Origin of the sequence: Pseudomonas lopnurensis, assembly GCF_015070855.1 — a bacterium.
Classification (GTDB): domain Bacteria; phylum Pseudomonadota; class Gammaproteobacteria; order Pseudomonadales; family Pseudomonadaceae; genus Stutzerimonas; species Stutzerimonas lopnurensis.
Genome location: NZ_JADDIX010000077.1, coordinates 142,219 through 158,828, shown reverse-complemented (window position 1 = coordinate 158,828; position 16,610 = coordinate 142,219). Strand labels below are relative to the sequence as shown.

General features: G+C 65.6%; 12 protein-coding genes. 5 read left to right on the top strand and 7 right to left on the bottom strand.

The window, feature by feature from the left end; genetic code table 11:
- The first annotated feature begins 18 nt into the window (after positions 1-18).
- Positions 19-3,735, top strand: a complete 3,717-nt coding sequence (locus IN820_RS15865; RefSeq protein ID WP_193681889.1) for a CHASE domain-containing protein — start codon at positions 19-21, stop codon at positions 3,733-3,735.
- A gap of 122 nt (positions 3,736-3,857) precedes the next feature.
- On the top strand, positions 3,858-5,981 hold the full coding sequence (locus tag IN820_RS15860; RefSeq protein ID WP_193681888.1) for a two-component system response regulator: 2,124 nt from the start codon (positions 3,858-3,860) through the stop codon (positions 5,979-5,981).
- Between the two features lie 12 nt (positions 5,982-5,993).
- On the opposite strand, the gene IN820_RS15855 is transcribed toward IN820_RS15860, so the two are convergent.
- The 3 genes from IN820_RS15855 to IN820_RS15845 all read right to left on the bottom strand — a co-directional run bounded on the left by IN820_RS15855 (position 5,994) and on the right by IN820_RS15845 (position 10,754).
- A complete protein-coding gene (locus IN820_RS15855; RefSeq protein ID WP_193681887.1) occupies positions 5,994-6,902 on the bottom strand; it encodes an acyltransferase in 909 nt (302 codons plus the stop codon).
- A gap of 393 nt (positions 6,903-7,295) precedes the next feature.
- A complete protein-coding gene (pta, locus tag IN820_RS15850; protein WP_193681886.1) occupies positions 7,296-9,392 on the bottom strand; it encodes a phosphate acetyltransferase in 2,097 nt (698 codons plus the stop codon).
- A gap of 174 nt (positions 9,393-9,566) precedes the next feature.
- Positions 9,567-10,754: an acetate kinase gene (locus IN820_RS15845; protein WP_193681885.1), complete on the bottom strand. Its 1,188-nt coding sequence runs from the start codon at positions 10,752-10,754 to the stop codon at positions 9,567-9,569.
- A gap of 238 nt (positions 10,755-10,992) precedes the next feature.
- On the opposite strand from IN820_RS15845, the gene IN820_RS15840 reads away from it, so the two are divergent.
- The 3 genes from IN820_RS15840 (at position 10,993) to IN820_RS15830 (ending at position 13,564) form a co-directional block, all read left to right on the top strand.
- The gene (locus tag IN820_RS15840; protein ID WP_193681884.1) at positions 10,993-11,478 is read left to right on the top strand and encodes an FKBP-type peptidyl-prolyl cis-trans isomerase; all 486 of its coding nucleotides are present in this window, start codon (positions 10,993-10,995) and stop codon (positions 11,476-11,478) included.
- A gap of 177 nt (positions 11,479-11,655) precedes the next feature.
- Positions 11,656-12,138, top strand: coding sequence for a glutathione peroxidase (locus IN820_RS15835; RefSeq protein ID WP_193681883.1), 483 nt, complete (start codon positions 11,656-11,658; stop codon positions 12,136-12,138).
- Positions 12,139-12,454: 316 nt separating this feature from the next.
- Positions 12,455-13,564, top strand: a complete 1,110-nt coding sequence (locus tag IN820_RS15830) for an NADH:flavin oxidoreductase (RefSeq protein ID WP_193681882.1) — start codon at positions 12,455-12,457, stop codon at positions 13,562-13,564.
- A gap of 834 nt (positions 13,565-14,398) precedes the next feature.
- On the opposite strand, the gene cysZ is transcribed toward IN820_RS15830, so the two are convergent.
- The 4 genes from cysZ to folX form a co-directional block, all read right to left on the bottom strand.
- Positions 14,399-15,157, bottom strand: a complete 759-nt coding sequence (gene cysZ / locus IN820_RS15825) for a sulfate transporter CysZ (protein WP_193681881.1) — start codon at positions 15,155-15,157, stop codon at positions 14,399-14,401.
- A gap of 358 nt (positions 15,158-15,515) precedes the next feature.
- Complete coding sequence (locus IN820_RS15820) at positions 15,516-15,854, bottom strand: HopJ type III effector protein (RefSeq protein ID WP_193681880.1); 339 nt, start codon at positions 15,852-15,854, stop codon at positions 15,516-15,518.
- Positions 15,851-16,144, bottom strand: coding sequence for a DUF1244 domain-containing protein (locus tag IN820_RS15815; RefSeq protein ID WP_193681879.1), 294 nt, complete (start codon positions 16,142-16,144; stop codon positions 15,851-15,853). Before IN820_RS15815 ends, IN820_RS15820 begins: the two co-directional genes overlap by 4 nt.
- 75 nt (positions 16,145-16,219) lie before the next feature.
- Entirely contained in the window at positions 16,220-16,594 is a 375-nt protein-coding gene (folX, locus tag IN820_RS15810) for a dihydroneopterin triphosphate 2'-epimerase (RefSeq protein ID WP_193681878.1), read from the bottom strand.
- Between the last annotated feature and the right edge of the window lie 16 nt (positions 16,595-16,610).

Below are 16,610 nucleotides of genomic sequence, written 5' to 3'. Positions count from 1 at the left end.
TGGCACAGAGGAGGTCGAATGGATGATCGTCCCGCTCTCCATTCCCGCAGGCCCTGGCTGCCATTGCTGGTCGCACTGGCTTTGTTGGCGGGGCTGGGAGGATGGATCGGCTGGCAGTGGCACGTTCAGGAAATGCGTGGCCAGGTCGAGCACGAGCAGCGCTTCACCTTCGCCGTCGATGATATCGAACACACCCTTCGCGAACGGATGCGCGCCTACGAGATGGTGTTGCGCGGCCTCGCCGGGCTGGTGGCCGGTAGCGAAGACGTGCATGTGGAAGACTGGACGAGGGCCGCGGACCAGCTGCAGCTGCAGGACTTCTATCCCGGTATCCAGGGCGTCGCGCTGGCGCGTTACGCCACCCTCGCCAGCCTGCCGGCGATGATCGAGCAGATCCGCCGTTCCGGCCGCGAGCGCTTTCGCATGTACCCGCCGGGCGAGCGCGACGAGTATGTCGTCGTCGACTACATCCACCCGACCGACTGGCGTAACCGCCGGGTGCTGGGCTTCGACCTGTTCAGCGAGGAAACCCGTCGCGAAGCCATCATCAGCGCGCGCAATAGCGGCAACCCGGTGCTCACCGGGCCGCTGCGGCTCAAGCAGGAAACCGAGCAGAACATCCAGACCGGCGTCTTGCTGTTCCTGCCAGTCTATGCGCCGGCCGCGCCGGTGACCACCGAGGAGGAACGCCAGCGCGCCTTCGTCGGTACGCTGCACGGCGCCTTCCGCCTGACCGACCTGATGGAGGGCATCCTCGGTTCGCGCAGCCGGTTGCTGCAACTGCAGTTGTTCGATGCCGCCAATCCCGACTCGCCGCTGTTGGCGGGGCGCGCGCCGGTCAGTGCCGATGCCGCGTTCCAGCGGGTCCGCAATATCTACATGTACGGCCGCAGCTGGCAGCTGCAGGTGGCCAGCACGCCCGAATACGAGGCGATCCTGCGCGACAGGAGTCGCGCGTTCAGCCTGGTGGTGGCGCTGACCGCCGCGGCGTTGCTCTCCCTGCTGGTGGGCGGCTATCTCTATCTGCGCGAGCGTGCCCTGCGCAGCAGTCAGGCCATCAGCCTGCAGTTGCAGGAACGTGAGGCGCGTTTCCGCCAGTTGATCGAGCAACTGCCGGTGGCTACGCTGCTGTGCAATGCCAGCGGCCGTATCGAGCTGGCCAACCAGAGCGCCGGGCAGTTGCTCGTCAGCAGCACCGAGCTGCTGGCGGGCGAGCGGGTCAGCCGCTACGTGCCGGGTGTACTCAGCGAGCAGACCCTGCAGCAGTTGCGCGAGACCAGCCAGCTGGAGCTCCTGGCGCAACGCGAGGACGGCCGTCCGGTTCCGGTCGCGGCCAGCCTGACCAGCTTCCGGCATGACGATGCGCTGTACCACTTGCTCAACCTGCTCGACCTGCAGCCGCGCAAGCGCGACGAGGAACGCTTCCGCAACGTCGTCGAGGCTTCGCCCAACGCCTTCGTGCTGGTCGACGTCAACGGCACCATCGTCATGGTCAACCGCCAGACCGAGTTGCTGTTCGGCTACAGCCGCCAGGAACTGCTCGGCCAGCCGGTGGAATTGCTCTTGCCCGAGGCGCTGCGCGAGGCACATCGCGGTTTGCGCGAGGGCTATACCGAGCATCCGGAGCCGCGGCGCATGGGGGGCAGCCGCGAGCTCTTCGGCCGCCATCGCGATGGCAATGCGCTGCCGGTGGAAATCGGGCTGTCGCCGTTGCGCAGCGGCGACGAGCACCTGGTCCAGGCGGTGATCATCGATATCAGCCACCGCAAGGAGGCCGAGCGCCGCCTGCGCGAACAGGCGGATCAGCTGGCGATGGCCAACCGCTACAAGTCGGAATTCCTTGCCAACATGTCCCACGAACTGCGCACGCCGCTCAATAGCATTCTGATCCTCAGCGACCAGCTGCGGCAGAACGGCACCGGCAATCTCAACGACAAGCAGGTGCGCCATGCCGACATCATTCACCATGCCGGCCACGAGCTGCTGCAGTTGATCAACGATGTGCTGGACCTCGCCAAGATCGAATCCGGGCGCATGCAGCTCAAGCTGGAGCCGCTGAACCTGCCTGAGCTGCTGAGCGAGCTCGAGGGCGCGCTCGGGCCCATGGCCGAGCAGAAGGGCCTGGTCCTGAAGATCGGCATCGAGCCGGATGTACCGGCGACGCTGAGCACCGACCGTGCGCGCCTGCAGCAGATCCTGCGCAACCTGCTGACCAATGCGCTGAAATTCACCGAGCAGGGCGAGGTCGAGGTGTCGGTGCGCTGCCTGCCCGACGGCGAAGCCTGCCGAACGCTGCAGATCCAGGTGCGCGACAGTGGCATCGGTATCGCCCAGGACCAGCAGGAGCGGATATTCCAGGCCTTCCAGCAGATCGACGGTTCCATCAGCCGGCGCTACGGTGGCACCGGCCTCGGGCTGGCAATCACCCGGCAACTGGCCGAGGTGCTGGGCGGCCAGGTCACCGTGGACAGCGAACTGGGGCGCGGTTCGACCTTCACCGTCGAGCTGCCCGTCGCCTCGAGCGCGCCGTCCCTGCCGCGACCGCAGCGCCAGCCGCAACTGCAGTCGCGTGGCCATGGCCTGGGCCTGTTGATCGTCGAGGACGATGCGGATTTCGCTTCGGTGGTCGCCGAGGTGGGGCAGAGGCATGGCTTCGCCAGCATGATCTGCAGCACCGGTCAGCAAGGGCTCGAAGCCATCGAACACGAGCGTTTCGCCGCGCTGATCCTGGATATCCTGCTGCCCGACATCAGCGGCTGGCAGGTCTATCGCGAGCTGCGGGCCGCCGAGCGCCACCATGGCACGCCGGCAATCATCCTTTCCTGCGTGCCACAGCCGCAGGACTGGCACGACGACAACTCGCGCTACCTGCTCAAACCGGTGCCGCAGGCGGAGCTGGAGCTGATCTTCATCGAACTGGCGCGGCACGAACACAACCCGCTGCGCCTGCTGCTGGTGGAGAGCGATTCGTGGCGGCGGGCGCAGGTCCGCGACTATTTCGAGCGCCTGGGTTACAGCGTCAGCCTGGCCGCGACCGTCGAGGCGGCGCGCCTGGCCTATGCCGGACAGCCGTTCAGTGTGCTGGTGGTCGGCCACGAGCTGTCCGGCGACAGCGGCCTGGATCTGCTCGACGCCCTGGAACGGCTGCGCCCGCTGCGGGGCGCGACGGTGATCCTCAGCAGCCGCGAGCCGTTGTCGGAGGTGGATCTGCAACGCCTGCGCCGCCATTCGGGGGTGGCGTTGTCCGATCAGGACGGGCTGGAACGCATGGGCGCCCTGTTGCGCCCGGAGCCAGCCGCCGAGATGCCGGGGCCGGCCGCGGCGCTGCAGCTGTCATTGCCGGGGCAGCGGGTCCTGCTGGTGGCCGAGGACATGCGGCTGATCTATTCGCTGACCGCCCAGCTCGACGAACTGGGGCTGCAGGTGGTGCCGGTGACCAATGCCGGCGACGCCCGGCAACGCTTCGAGGAGGATGCCTTCGATCTGGTACTGCTGGACATGAGCCGGCCCGGTGTGGAAGGTCCGGAGTTGGCCCGGCGACTCAGGCACGAGTACGGCCTGCAGGCACCGATCATTGCGCTGGCGACCGAAGCCGGCGCCGAGGAGCGCGAACGCTGTGCCGCCGCCGGGGCCGACGAGGTGCTGGTCAAGCCGGTCGAGGCCGCGGCGCTGCGCGAGATGTTGCGGCACTGGCTGGGGCTGGAAGCGGATTCGGCCGATGCTGAAGAGGAGTAGCGAGTTGGCATACGTCGAATATCCCGGACGCAGAGCAACGATCAGCCAGCCACCTGCCGGGGGCACGCCGGCCATGAGGCGCGCTGGTTGCCAGTCCGGTACAGCTCACAGGGAGGCCGCTCATGGCACAGACGCAGCTTAAGTCGAAGCCGCGCAGCCGCACGCTGCTGGTGGTCGACGACCGCGAGGCGAACCTGGTGGCCATGGAAGCGCTGCTCGGCGATGGTGATTGGCAGGTGCACAGCGTCAATTCCGGCGAAGCGGCGCTCAAGGCGCTGCTCGAACTGGACGTCGAGCTGGTGCTGCTGGACGTGCAGATGCCCGGCATGGACGGCTTCGAGGTGGCGCGCCTGATGCGCGGCAGCCCGCACACGCGCTACACGCCGATCATCTTCGTCTCGGCCATCGCGCACACCCGCGATTCGGTGCTGCGCGGCTACGCCACCGGCGCGGTGGACTTCATCCTCAAGCCGTTCGATCCGCAGGTGCTCAAGCACAAGATCAACACCCTGCTGGCCCATGAGCACAATCGCCGCGATCTGCAACTGCTCACTCAGCAACTGGACAGTGCCCGCGCGTTCAATGCCTCGGTGCTCAGCAATGCCGCCGAAGGCATTCTGGTGGTCGGCGAGGACGGCTACATCAGCTTCGCCAATCCGGCCATCGCCGGCATGCTGCACACGCGCGTCGACGACCTGCAGGGCACGCCGCTGCTGTCGCACCTGGCGACGCCGGAGATGCCGAGCAACTGGCGCGAGTCGGACTTCTACCAGTACTGGTGCAGCGGCTCGACCTATCGCCTGCACGAAGCGCAGTTGCACACGGCCAACGGCGCGACGCTGCCCGTGGCGCTGTCCAGCTCGCCGCTGCCGCGCCAGCAGCGCTCGATGGTGGTGATCGCGCTGGACATGTCGGTGGTACGCAACCTGCACGTCCAGCTGGAAACCCAGGCGGTCACCGATTCGCTGACCGGCCTGCTGAACCGGCGTGGCTTTCACCAGGCACTTGAATCGTCGCTGGCGCGGGTCGACCGCAACGGCAAGCGCATGGCGATCCTCTACATCGACCTCGACGGCTTCAAGCGCATCAACGATTCGCTCGGCCACGACGCCGGTGACGAGATCCTCTGCAAGGTGGCCCGTCTGCTGGAAACCTGCATGCGCCCCTACGACATCATCGCGCGCATGGGTGGCGACGAGTTCACCGCGCTGCTGGATTCCCTGGACCAGCCGGAAGACGCCGCGCGGGTGGCGGAGAAGCTCATCGAGCTGATCTCGGTCCGGCACAAGGTCGATGGCACCGAAGTGACGCTCGGCGCCAGTATCGGCATCGCGCATTTCCCCGATTGCGGTGTGAGCGTCGATCAGCTGTTGCGCTCGGCGGACATGGCGATGTACGAGGCCAAGCGTGCCGGGCGCAGGCAGTACCGCTTCTTCTCCAGCGACATGAACGAGCGGGCGCACGCCCGGCTGATGATGGAGGAGAACCTGCGCAGCGCCACCGAGCGCAATGACTTCGAGTTGCTCTACCAGCCGCAGGTCATGCTCGCCAGCGGCAAGCTCAGGGGGTTCGAGGGCCTGCTGCGCTGGCCGCGCGGCGAAGTCGGCCAGAACCAGCCCGGCGTGTTCATTCCGCTGCTGGAGGAAACCCGGCTGATCGAGCGGGTGGGCGACTGGGTACTGCGCGAGGGGATGAACCAGCACTGCCAGTGGCTGCCGGCTTTCGGCAACGAGCTGATCCTCAGCCTGAACGTCAGCCCGGTGCAGTTCAGCCGTGCCGGGCTGCTCGACTCGCTGCGGCGATTGCTCGACGAGTACCGCCTCGATCCGGCACAACTGGAGCTGGAGGTCACCGAAGGGACCCTGATGCAGGATCTCGAGCAGAGTTGCGACAAGCTCCGCCAGCTACGCAAGCTGGGCGTGCGGGTGGCCATCGATGATTTCGGTACCGGCTATTCGTCCCTGGCCTATCTGCGCCATTTCGAGCTGGATACGCTGAAGATCGACCGGCTGTTCATCGCCAACATGCTGGATTCGCCGCGCGATGCGGCCGTGGTCAGCACCATCATCGACCTGGGGCGCAACCTCGGCCTGGAAGTGGTGGCCGAGGGCGTGGAGAACCTGGCGCAGCGCAACTGGCTGGTCGACAACGGCTGCGATGTGATGCAGGGGTTCCTCGTCTCCCCGGCGGTATCGGCGGAGCGGGCCAGCGCGTTTCCCGCCCAGGTGGAGTGGGACGGGCGCTGAAGCATTCAGCGCTCAGCGTGTTACCGGGAACTGCCGGTGCAGCTGCTCCAGCTGCGCGTCCTTGGTGGTCCAGAGCTGGTTGACCCACTGCTGGACGGCCAGCCGATAGGCCTCGTCCTGATCGTAGTTCTTGCCGAGCAACTCGGCGGGGATCGGCTGTGACTCGATCCGCAGCACCACCTGGCGGATGTGCCCGGCGAGCAGGTCCCAGAAGCTCGGACGGCCGTCGGGGTAGTGGATGGTGACATTGATCAGCGCGGTCAGTTGCTCGCCCATGGCATCGATGACGAAGGCGATGCCGCCGGCCCTGGGCTTGAGCAGGTGGGTGAACGGCGACTGCTGCTGATCGTGCTTGGTCGGCGTGAAGCGCGTGCCTTCGAGGAAGTTGAACACCGATACCGGATTGGTCCGGTAACGTTCGCAGGCCTTGCGTGTGGTGATCAGGTCCTGGCCGCGTTTCTCCGGGTGCTTGGCCAGGTATTCCTTGCTGAAGCGCTTCATGAAGGGAAACTCCAGCGCCCACCAGCACAGGCCGATCACTGGGACCCAGATCAGTTCCTGCTTGAGGAAGAACTTGAGGATCGGCATGCGCCGGTTGAGCTGATACTGCAGCACCAGAATGTCCGCCCAGCTCTGGTGGTTGCTGGTGACCAGGTAGGAATGCCGCATGTCGACCTGTTCGAGGCCCCGCACGTCCCAGCGGATGGGCTGCACCAGGTCCATCCAGAAACTGTTGACCGCCATCCAGGACTCGGCGATCCAGTGCATGCCGAAACGCAGGGTGCGTTGTATCGCGGGAACGGGCAACAACAGCTTGAGCAGCGAAAGCGCGAACAGCGGCCAGCACCAGAACAGCGTGTTGAGCGCCAGGATCAGCGCGGCGAGGGTGCCTCGCAGGGGCGAGGGAAGGAAGTTCAGCATGGGTCGTCTCGTCGATACGGCTGATTCGAGGCGCCAAGGGTAGCGATTGCGCGCCGAACTGCAACTGTCGAGCGCAACGGCTCGCCAGGCAGGTCGGGTTGAGCGGAGCGAAGCCCAACGGGCGATGTGACCGGCGACGCATCGGCGTGTGTTGGGCTTCGGCGCTACGCGCCTCAACCGCAACCTACGTGTGCACCCCGTGCCTATGGGAGGGCGTAGGTTGGGTTGAGCGAAGCGAAGCCCAACGGGCGGTGCGACAGGCGACACCCTGCTGTGCGTTGGGCTTCGGCGCCACACGCCTCAACCGCGTCGATATGCCGATTGCCTGAGGCGACGCGTCCCGCTATTCGCGGCGTCCCTGCCGCTCGCTCACGCTCTTTTCGAGGATTGCGATCAGCCCTTCTGGTTGGCGGCCTGCAGCGCGGTCAGGGCGATGGTGAAGACGATATCGTCCACCAGGGCACCACGGGACAGGTCGTTGACCGGCTTGGCCAGGCCCTGCAGCATCGGGCCGACGCTGAGGCAGTTGGCGTTGCGCTGGACTGCCTTGTAGGTGGTGTTGCCGGTGTTCAGGTCGGGGAAGATGAACACCGTGGCCTGGCCGGCGACCTTGCTGTTCGGCGCCTTCTGGCGGCCGACGCTGAGCACTGAGGCGGCGTCGTACTGCAGTGGGCCGTCGATCGGCAGGTCGGGGGCGCGTTCCTGGGCGATGCGCGTGGCTTCGGCCACTTTCTCGACTTCCGCGCCGCTGCCGGAGCTGCCGGTGGAATAGCTGATCATCGCCACGCGCGGATTGACGCCCAGGGCCACGGCGGACTCGGCGCTCTGCAGGGCGATCTCGGCCAGCTCGGTGGCGTTCGGGTTGGGGTTCACCGCGCAATCGCCGTAGACCAGCACCTGGTCCGGCAGCAGCATGAAGAACACCGAGGACACCAGGCTGTAGCCCGGCGCGGTCTTGATCAGCTGCAGGGCGGGGCGAATGGTGTTGGCGGTGGTGTGCACGGCGCCGGAAACCAGGCCGTCCACTTCGTCCAGGGCGAGCATCATGGTGCCCAGCACCACGGTGTCCTTCAGCTGCTCGCGGGCGTCATCGGGCGTCAGGCCCTTGGCCTTGCGCATCTCGCACATCGGCTCGACGTAGCGGTTGGCGATGGCGTCCGGGTCGAGGATTTCCAGGCTCGCCGGCAGCGTGATGCCCTGCTCGCGGGCGACCTGCTGAACCTCCTCCGGCCTGGCCAGCAGTACGCAGCGGGCGATGCCGCGCTCCTGGCTGATGGCGGCGGCGCGGATGGTGCGCGGCTCGTTGCCTTCCGGCAGGACGATGCGCTTGTCGGCGTCCTGGGCGCGCTTGACCAACTGGTAGCGGAACGCCGCCGGCGACATGCGCGGTTCGCCGCGCGGCACGCTGCAGCGGGTGTGAAGAAATTCGGGGCGCAGGTGCTGGGCGATGAATTCGGTCACCCGGGTGGCGCGCTCGATGTCGTCCGACGGGGTTTCCTTGTTCAGGCCGAACAGGTTGTTGGCCGTGTCGTAGGAGTTGGTTTCGACGGTCATCAGCGGCAGGCCGCCGTCCAGCGCCGCCTTGCACAGCTCGAGGATGCGCGGGTCCGGCGCGAAGTCGCTGCACAGCAGCAGGCCGGCGAGCTTCTCGCCGTTGAGCGAGGCCAGGCTGGCGGCGAGGATGATGTCGTCGCGATCGCCCGGAGTCACCACCAGCACGCCGGAGCGCAGCAACTGCACGGTGTTCGGCACCGCACGGGCGCAGAGCACGATCTTGTTGACGCGGCGCTGTTCGGCTTCGCCGGCATTGAGCACCTGGGCGCCGAGCAGTTCGGCGATGTCGCGGGTGCGCAGGGCGTTGAGTTCTTCGGCGAAGGGGATCGCGCCGAGCAACTGGAAGTCCGCGCCACCCAGCAGCGGCAGGTGCTGCTTGAGGCTGTCGACGAACGCCGGGACGCCTTCCTCGCTCTTGACCTTGTTGAGGATCACGCCGAGCACCTTGGGGTCCTTGGCGCCGCCGTACAGCTGCGCCTGGATCTCGATGCGTTCGGCCAGGCGCTTGAGGCTGTCGTTGCCCTGGGCGGCGATCAGGATGACTTCGGCATCCAGGCTCTTGGCGAGGTGGGTGTTGATGCGCTGGGTGTAGTTGGATTCGCGGGTCGGCACCATGCCTTCGACGATGACCACGTCCTTGCCGGCCGCGACCTGCTGGTAGCGGCTCACCACGTCTTCGAGCAGCAGATCGAGTTCACCGTCGGCCAGTTGCCGTTCGACCTGCTCCAGCGGCAGCGGCTCGGGCGAGGACAGCTGCAGCGTGCGTTCGACCAGGATGCAGGAACGCTCGCGGCCCTGGTCGACGGGGAAGGGCTGGGCGATCGGTTTGAAGAAGCCGACCTTCAGGCCCGCGCGCTCGAGGGCGCGAATCAGGCCGAGGCTGATGGAGTTGAGGCCGCCGCCGAAACCGCTAGGGGCGAGGAAGAGTGTGTGCATGGCATCTCCATGAGAAGCAGGTGCTCGTGGTAACGGGGCTGGGGCGCCGGCCAGGCTAGGCGAATGGCGCGCATCCGGAAACTGCCTGTTTGCCGCGGCCCGTATGGACAGAGACCCGACGGCTTGCGCGGTCGGGTCGCGATCATCGCAGCGCGCCTGGCGCGCCTGGCGCGCTCAGGCGTCCAGCAGGGCCAGCGTGTCGAGGGCGATCTGACGCTCCTCGTTGGTCGGTACCACCATCACGCGCGGACTGCCCTCGGCCTGGATCTCGCCAGCGACGCCGCGGGTGCAGCGGGCGTTGGCTTCGGCATCGAGCTTGAAGCCGAACAGCTTGAGGTGTTCCAGCGTGCGCTCGCGCACCGCTGCGGAGTTCTCGCCGATGCCGCCGGTGAACAGCAGCCCGTCCAGTTGCGGCAGGGCGCAGGACATGGCCGCCAGCGACTTGGCCAGGCGGTAGCAGAACACCTCGAAGGCCAGCACGGCGCCCGGATGGCCCGCCTGGCGAGCTTCGGCCAGGGTGCGCATGTCGTTGGACAGGCCGGACAGACCCTTCAGGCCGCTTTCCTTGTTGAGCATGTTGTCGATCTTGGTCAGGTCCCAGCCCAGGGTCTTGTAGAGGAAGTTGTGCAGGCTCGGGTCGACGTCACCGCTGCGAGTACCCATCACCAGGCCTTCGAGCGGCGTCAGGCCCATGCTGGTGTCGCGGCTCTCGCCGTTGACCACGGCGCAGGTGGAACAGCCATTGCCCAGGTGGGCGACCAGCCAGCTGCTGTTCTCCACCGGCACGCCGACCAGTTCGGCGGCGCGTTTGCTGACATAGCGATGGCTGGTGCCGTGAAAACCGTAGCGGCGCACGCCATGTTCCTTGTAAAGCACGTCAGGCACGGCGTAGCGGTAGGCGTGCTCCGGCATGCTCTGGTGGAAGGCGGTGTCGAACACGCCGACCTGAGGCAGTTTCGGGAACAGGTTGATGGCGGCGTGGATGCCGCTGAGGTTGGCCGGGTTGTGCAGCGGAGCCAGTTGAATGTTGGCTTCGATGCCGGCCAGGGTTTCGTCGTTCAGCAGCGACGAGGCGAAGAACTTTTCACCACCATGCACCACGCGGTGACCGATGCCGTCCAGGTGGCCGCCGGCGGCATCTTCCACGCGTGGCAGGATCTGGGCGAGGGCAGCCTGGTGATCGGCATTCGGCACCTTGACGCTTTCCTTGCCGGCGGCGCTCTCGAAGTGGATGACAGCCTCCGGGCTGCCGATGCATTCGGCCAGGCCTTGCAGGGGGAAAGTCGCTTGCGCTTCGTTGACCAGTGCGAACTTGATCGACGAGCTGCCGCAGTTAATCACCAGGATGTTACGAGCCGACATCGGTGCTCCTTGGTTTGCTGAATGTTATTGAAATGGGCTGCCAAAGAAATCTGCGCGGATTCTTGCACATACGCCGCGAAAGGGATGCCATCCAAAGGTTGTAGTCCGGCTCTCCAAGACACTACATGCGGGGGCTGTCAAGTGGCGAGAGCGCCCCGTTTATCCGGCCTCGGTTCGCATTCGTCGCTATGGGCGGTTAAACTTTGGCATCCATCCTCTCAAGCAAAGGTTTTGCCCCATGCTGATTGCCGCTAACAAGGCTGTCTCCATCGACTACACCCTCACCAACGACGCCGGTGAGGTGATCGACAGTTCGGCCGGCGGCGCGCCGCTGGTCTACCTGCACGGTGCAGGCAACATCATTTCCGGTCTGGAAAAAGCCCTCGAAGGCAAGCAGGGCGGCGACCAGATCCAGGTCACCATCGAGCCTCAGGATGCCTACGGCGAGTACAGCGCGGAGCTCGTCGCGACGCTGAACCGCGCCATGTTCGAAGGCGTCGACGAGCTGGAAGTCGGCATGCAGTTCCACGCCTCCGGCCCTGATGGCGGCATGCAGATCGTCACCATTCGCGATGTGGAAGGCGACGACGTGATCGTCGACGGCAACCATCCGCTGGCCGGCCAGCGCCTGAACTTCGACGTCAAGGTCGTCAACGTGCGTGACGCCAGCGAAGAAGAAGTGGCCCATGGTCACGTTCACGGCGAGGGTGGCCACCACCACTGATGTCGGCGTCCGGATTCACGGCGGCTCGAGAGGTCGCCGTGCTGACCGTCAGGAAGAGCGCTCCGGCCGTTGCCGGGGCGTTTTTTTGTGGCCTGCCATCGCTGGCGGTCACTCTTCGGGCCGTCGCTACGCGGCGTCGAAAACTTCTCCGGGAAGTTTTTTGTTAGGAGAGATGTCATGAGCGCATTCCACCAGTTGGTTCTGCCAGGTCTGGGCGGTGGGGAACTGCCGTTGGCGGAGTTCGGCGAGCGGATCACGTTGGTGGTCAACGTCGCCTCGCAGTGCGGGCTGACGCCCCAGTACGCGGGCCTGGAGCAACTGCACCAGCAGTACCAGGGGCGGGGATTCAGCGTGCTCGGCGTGCCCTGCAACCAGTTCGCCGGGCAGGAGCCGGGCAACGACGACGAGATTCGCGCGTTCTGCAGCCTCAACTATGGGGTCAGCTTTCCACTGACCGGCAAGCTCGAGGTCAACGGGCCGCAACGGCATCCGCTGTATCGTCTGCTGGCCGGCGAGGGCGCCGACTTCCCCGGCGACATCACCTGGAATTTCGAGAAATTCCTGGTCGGCAAGGACGGCCGCGTGCTGGCGCGTTTCTCGCCGCGCACCACGCCGGATGACCCAGCCCTGATCCAGGCCATCGAGAACGCACTGAGCTGATCCCTGGCCGCGCGACAGCAGCGGCTGCTCCTGGCAGTCGCCCTGTCGTTCCCCTCGCCGGCCGGCCAGCCCGGGCCATGCCCGTCGCATTTCTCCGCAGATACCGCCGAAGCCAGGCCATCGTCCCGCTGGTTGCCGCACGATAAGCCGCATGGATGATGCTGGGCGGGCGAGACGAGCGGCCATATGCTCGCTGAGTGAGCACCCTGCAAGCCTGCCAGGCACTCGGAAGCCAGCCCGAGCAGCCAGAGGCATCCGCTTGTTCGCCGGACGGCATGCGCCCGGCCGCCTCGATCAATTGCCCAGGAGCCGATAGATGACCGCCAGCGTACAAGCCCTGTTCCAGCCCTTCGAACTGGGCGCCCTGCGATTGCCGACCCGCGTGGTCATGGCGCCGATGACCCGCTCGTTCTCGCCCAATGGCGTGCCGACCGCCGAGGTGGTCGAGTATTACCGTCGCCGCGCCGCTTCCGGTGTCGGCCTGATCATCACCGAGGGCACCACGGTCGGCCATGCCGCGGCCAACGGTTATCCGCATGTGCCGCGCTTCTACGGCGGTGATGCGCTGGCCGGCTGGAAGGCGGTGGTCGAGGCGGTGCATACGGCTGGCGGCAAGATCGTCCCGCAGCTCTGGCACGTCGGCAACGTGCGGCGCAAGGGCACCGAACCGCAGCCCGAGGTGCCGGGCTACGGGCCGATGGAAAAGCGCAAGGATGGCCAGGTCATCGTCCATGGCATGACCCGGCAGGACATCCAGGATGTGATCGGCGCCTTCGCCCAGGCCGCGCGCGATGCCAAGGCGATCGGTATGGACGGCGTGGAGATCCATGGCGCCCACGGCTATCTGATCGACCAGTTCTTCTGGGAAGGCAGTAACCAGCGTACTGATGAATACGGCGGCAGCCTGGCCGATCGCTCGCGCTTGGCCATCGAGTTGGTCCAGGCGGTGCGTGCCGCGGTAGGGCCGGGGTTCCCGATCATCTTCCGCTTCTCGCAGTGGAAGCAGCAGGACTACAGCGCGCGGCTGGTGCGGACGCCCGAGGAACTGGGTGAATTCCTCGGGCCGCTGTCGGCGGCCGGGGTGGATATCTTCCATTGCTCGACACGGCGTTTCTGGGAGCCGGAGTTCGAAGGTTCCGAGCTCAACCTGGCGGGCTGGACCCGCCGCTTGACCGGCAAGCCGACCATCACCGTCGGTAGCGTCGGCCTGGACGATGAGTTCCTGCAGTTCATGGTCAAGACCGACAAGGTGGCCCAGCCAGCCAATATCGAGGGCTTGCTGGCGCGATTGAACCGGGCGGAGTTCGACCTGGTGGCCGTGGGAAGGGCGCTGCTGGTCGATCCCGACTGGGCAGTGAAAGTCCGGGAAGGGCGGATGGAGGATATCCTGCCGTTCAGTCGCGAGGCGTTGAAGACGCTGGCGTGATGGGTGTGAGGCAGCAGAGGCTGTTCTGCGCCAGACCCTGGCTTCTCGTCCTGCCCCTTCGCGAGGTTGGCTTGATACCAGACTGGCAAGTTAGTGTGTATCGAATGAAAGTTTTGCTTTCATGGGGCGTTTAGCGAGCTGCTTGAGAGATTGGTTTAGCCCTGCTGGGCGACTCACTTTTTTCAGTCGCGAAAAAAGTAAGCAAAAACGCTTGCCCCTGCATACGGCCCCGGCTGCGCCGGGGTTCGTTCGCTCCATCGCCGCTCCAGGGGTCGGCTTACAAGGGCCATCCCTGGCCCTATAAGCGGGGACGCCGAGTCCTTTCGCCGCATCCCTGCGGCTCAACCCCCTACGCAACGATTCCGTTCACCCTCCTGAAGGGGCGTTGGGTGTCGCCTGATGGTTCGTGCAGAAAGAAAAAGCCAAGCCAAAGCAAACGTCAACGATCTTCCAGGCAACTCGGACCCCGTTCCCGCCAGGAGGCCGAGTGGAGGTGTCGCGCAGGGGAACGCGAGGCAGGACGCCGAGCGAGGAGCGATGGGACAGGGACGTCCCATCGTGACGACCCCCGGAGCGGCACCGGAACGAGGGAAGTCTGGCCGCATAGCGGACAGACCCGGATGCCGGGCGCGCTTTCTCTTTCGCGCCGGCCGGCGATCCGGAGCAAAGAGAAAGTGACTCGGCCCGGGGGGCCGAAAACCAAGACTATCAGCACACTCGGTAAGCGCCCTGATCGCCGAGGTCCAAGTCCAAACCAAATGGCACCACCATCCAATCTTGCCAGTCCGGCATCAAAGCTCACGTCCGGCAACGACGCATGCCGCCAGGCAAGGCTCACCCTTGTTGCCGATCGAGCTGCCGATTCGGCCCGCCCTCGCGTACCCAGAACAGCGTGGCCGCGGCCACCGCCGCCGGCATGATCAGCAGGTTCAGCACCGGCACCAGCAACGCGGCATAGGTCACCGCGCCCAAGCTCAGGCTCTGCCAGCGACGCTGGCGCAGCCAGGCCATCATCTCGGCCCAGCTCATCTTGTTGTTGTCCGCCGGATAGTCGATGTACTGCACCGCCATCATCCACACGCCGAACAGCAGCCACAAGGGTGCGGCGGCGAGGTTCAGCACCGGAATGAAAGACAGCACCAGCAGCGCCAGGGCGCGCGGCGCGAAGTAGGCGAGCTTGCGCAGTTCGCGGCCGATGGTGCGTGGCAGCATGGCCAGCAATTCGGCCCAGCTGAATGGCGGGGAGGCATCGTCGCCACGTACCACGACCTCGACCTTTTCCGCCAGAAAGCCGTTGAACGGCGCGGCGATGATGTTGGCGAGCAGGGTGAAGGTGAAGAACACCATCAGTAGCACCAGTGCCACGAACAGCGGCCAGAGCACGTATTCGAGGAAGGCCAGCCAGTCCGGCAGGCTGGGCATGAGCGCATCGACCCAGATGCCGAACTGGCGGATGGCGAGCCAGACGAGGCCGAAGAACAGCAGTACATTGACCGTCAGCGGCAGGATCACGAACAGCCGCAACCCTGGGCTGAGCACCAGCCGCAGGCCTTCGCGCAGGTACTGCGGGCCGGAAAGGGCGGATACGGGCATGAGCGACTCCAGATTGAAAATGTTCTGCTGGGCAGGAGGCCGATGAATAGGCAATGCCTATGATGGGCATGCAGGCTCTGAATTTCCCCCGCGGACCATGGCGGCGTAAGGTACGCATCAATGGTTTCCGGGGTCATCCGCTCCTTCAGCCTTCCCCTAAAGTGTCTGGGGTGATCCCTTTTTATTCGCAGCTTCGGTGCCGAGCGAATCCCCGGCAGGGGCTGTTCGTTGGTCGATGAGGCGGGCGACGCTCACACGCGCCCTGTCGCTCAAGCGCCGGCCCGATAGTCCGTCCGTTGGGCTTCGCAGGCTCAACCCAACCTACCCGCCCCGTACGGGCACAGGCCAGCCGGTCCGCTTATTTTCGTTCGAGCGGGGGCGTGTCGAAGCGTACGCCCGGCAGGCCGGTTTCCATCAGCGCGCGGATATTGCGGTGATCACTGCCGCTCGGGTTGGCCAGCACGGCCTGGTAGTGTTCGCCGAAGGCGAGCAGGGCTTCTTCGGTGGTGAAACCTTCCAGCAGTGCCATGCCCAGCGTCTTGCAGGAACCTTCGTTCTCGCCGGCGGCGTTTTCCAGGCTGCCATTGACGAAACGGCTGGGCTGGTATTCGTAGGCGCTTTCGATGAACGCCAGCGTTTCGCTGAACGGCTGGTTGCGGTTGCGCAGGCTCGCGCGAAAATCCTTCAGGTCTTTCATTCTTTCTGTGCCTTGTCGAACACGGCCTGTTGCTCGGCCGTGGCTTCCTTCTGGTAGCGTTTCTTCCACTCGCTGTAGGGCATGCCGTACACCTCTTCGCGGGCCTGGTCGGCGCTGAGCTCGATTTCCAGGTCGTCCGCGGCGGCCTTGTACCATTTCGACAGGCAGTTGCGGCAGAAACCGGCCAGGTTCATCAGTTCGATGTTCTGCACGTCGGGACGGGTGCGCAGGTGCTGGACCAGGCGGCGGAAGGCGGCGGCTTCGAGTTCGGTGCGTTCTTGGTCGTTCATCTGTAGGGTCTCGGCGTTTGGCTGAGTCGGCGGGATCATAACCTCGCGCCGTTGGACGGGCCAGCCTGCGCAGCGTCAATCCCGATGCGCTGCCAGGGTGATGGAGACGGACTCGGCGAAACGCAGGGCATGGGGCTTGTCGACCTCGACTTCGGCATAGCGCACCTGCGGGTACTGCATGACCAGGTCGAGGATCTCCTGGGTCAGCCGTTCGAGCAGGGCGAAGCGATTGTCCTCGACGTGCTGGATGATCGCCTTGGTGATGGTGCGGTAGTTCAGCGCCTGCTCGATGTCGTTGCCGCGCACCGCGGCGGCGGCGGGGTAGAGCATGGTCAGGTTGATCAGCACATCCTGCCTGTTGAGGATCTCTTCTTCCTTGATGCCGATGTAGGTGCGCAGCCGCAGGTCCTTGACGCGGATGCGTGCCATTGCGGGTTCCAGTCGGGGCATGTCGTCTCCTTGTTGT

Coding starts and splice junctions, on each gene's coding strand:
- IN820_RS15835 (WP_193681883.1), top strand. CDS start 11,656: ATGAGCGCATTCCACCAGTTGGTTCTGCCAGGTCTGGGCGGTGGGGAA.
- IN820_RS15855 (WP_193681887.1), bottom strand. CDS start 6,902: ATGCTGAACTTCCTTCCCTCGCCCCTGCGAGGCACCCTCGCCGCGCTG.
- IN820_RS15815 (WP_193681879.1), bottom strand. CDS start 16,144: ATGAACGACCAAGAACGCACCGAACTCGAAGCCGCCGCCTTCCGCCGC.
- IN820_RS15820 (WP_193681880.1), bottom strand. CDS start 15,854: ATGAAAGACCTGAAGGATTTTCGCGCGAGCCTGCGCAACCGCAACCAG.
- pta (WP_193681886.1), bottom strand. CDS start 9,392: ATGCACACACTCTTCCTCGCCCCTAGCGGTTTCGGCGGCGGCCTCAAC.
- IN820_RS15860 (WP_193681888.1), top strand. CDS start 3,858: ATGGCACAGACGCAGCTTAAGTCGAAGCCGCGCAGCCGCACGCTGCTG.
- folX (WP_193681878.1), bottom strand. CDS start 16,594: ATGCCCCGACTGGAACCCGCAATGGCACGCATCCGCGTCAAGGACCTG.
- IN820_RS15845 (WP_193681885.1), bottom strand. CDS start 10,754: ATGTCGGCTCGTAACATCCTGGTGATTAACTGCGGCAGCTCGTCGATC.
- cysZ (WP_193681881.1), bottom strand. CDS start 15,157: ATGCCCGTATCCGCCCTTTCCGGCCCGCAGTACCTGCGCGAAGGCCTG.
- IN820_RS15830 (WP_193681882.1), top strand. CDS start 12,455: ATGACCGCCAGCGTACAAGCCCTGTTCCAGCCCTTCGAACTGGGCGCC.
- IN820_RS15840 (WP_193681884.1), top strand. CDS start 10,993: ATGCTGATTGCCGCTAACAAGGCTGTCTCCATCGACTACACCCTCACC.
- IN820_RS15865 (WP_193681889.1), top strand. CDS start 19: ATGGATGATCGTCCCGCTCTCCATTCCCGCAGGCCCTGGCTGCCATTG.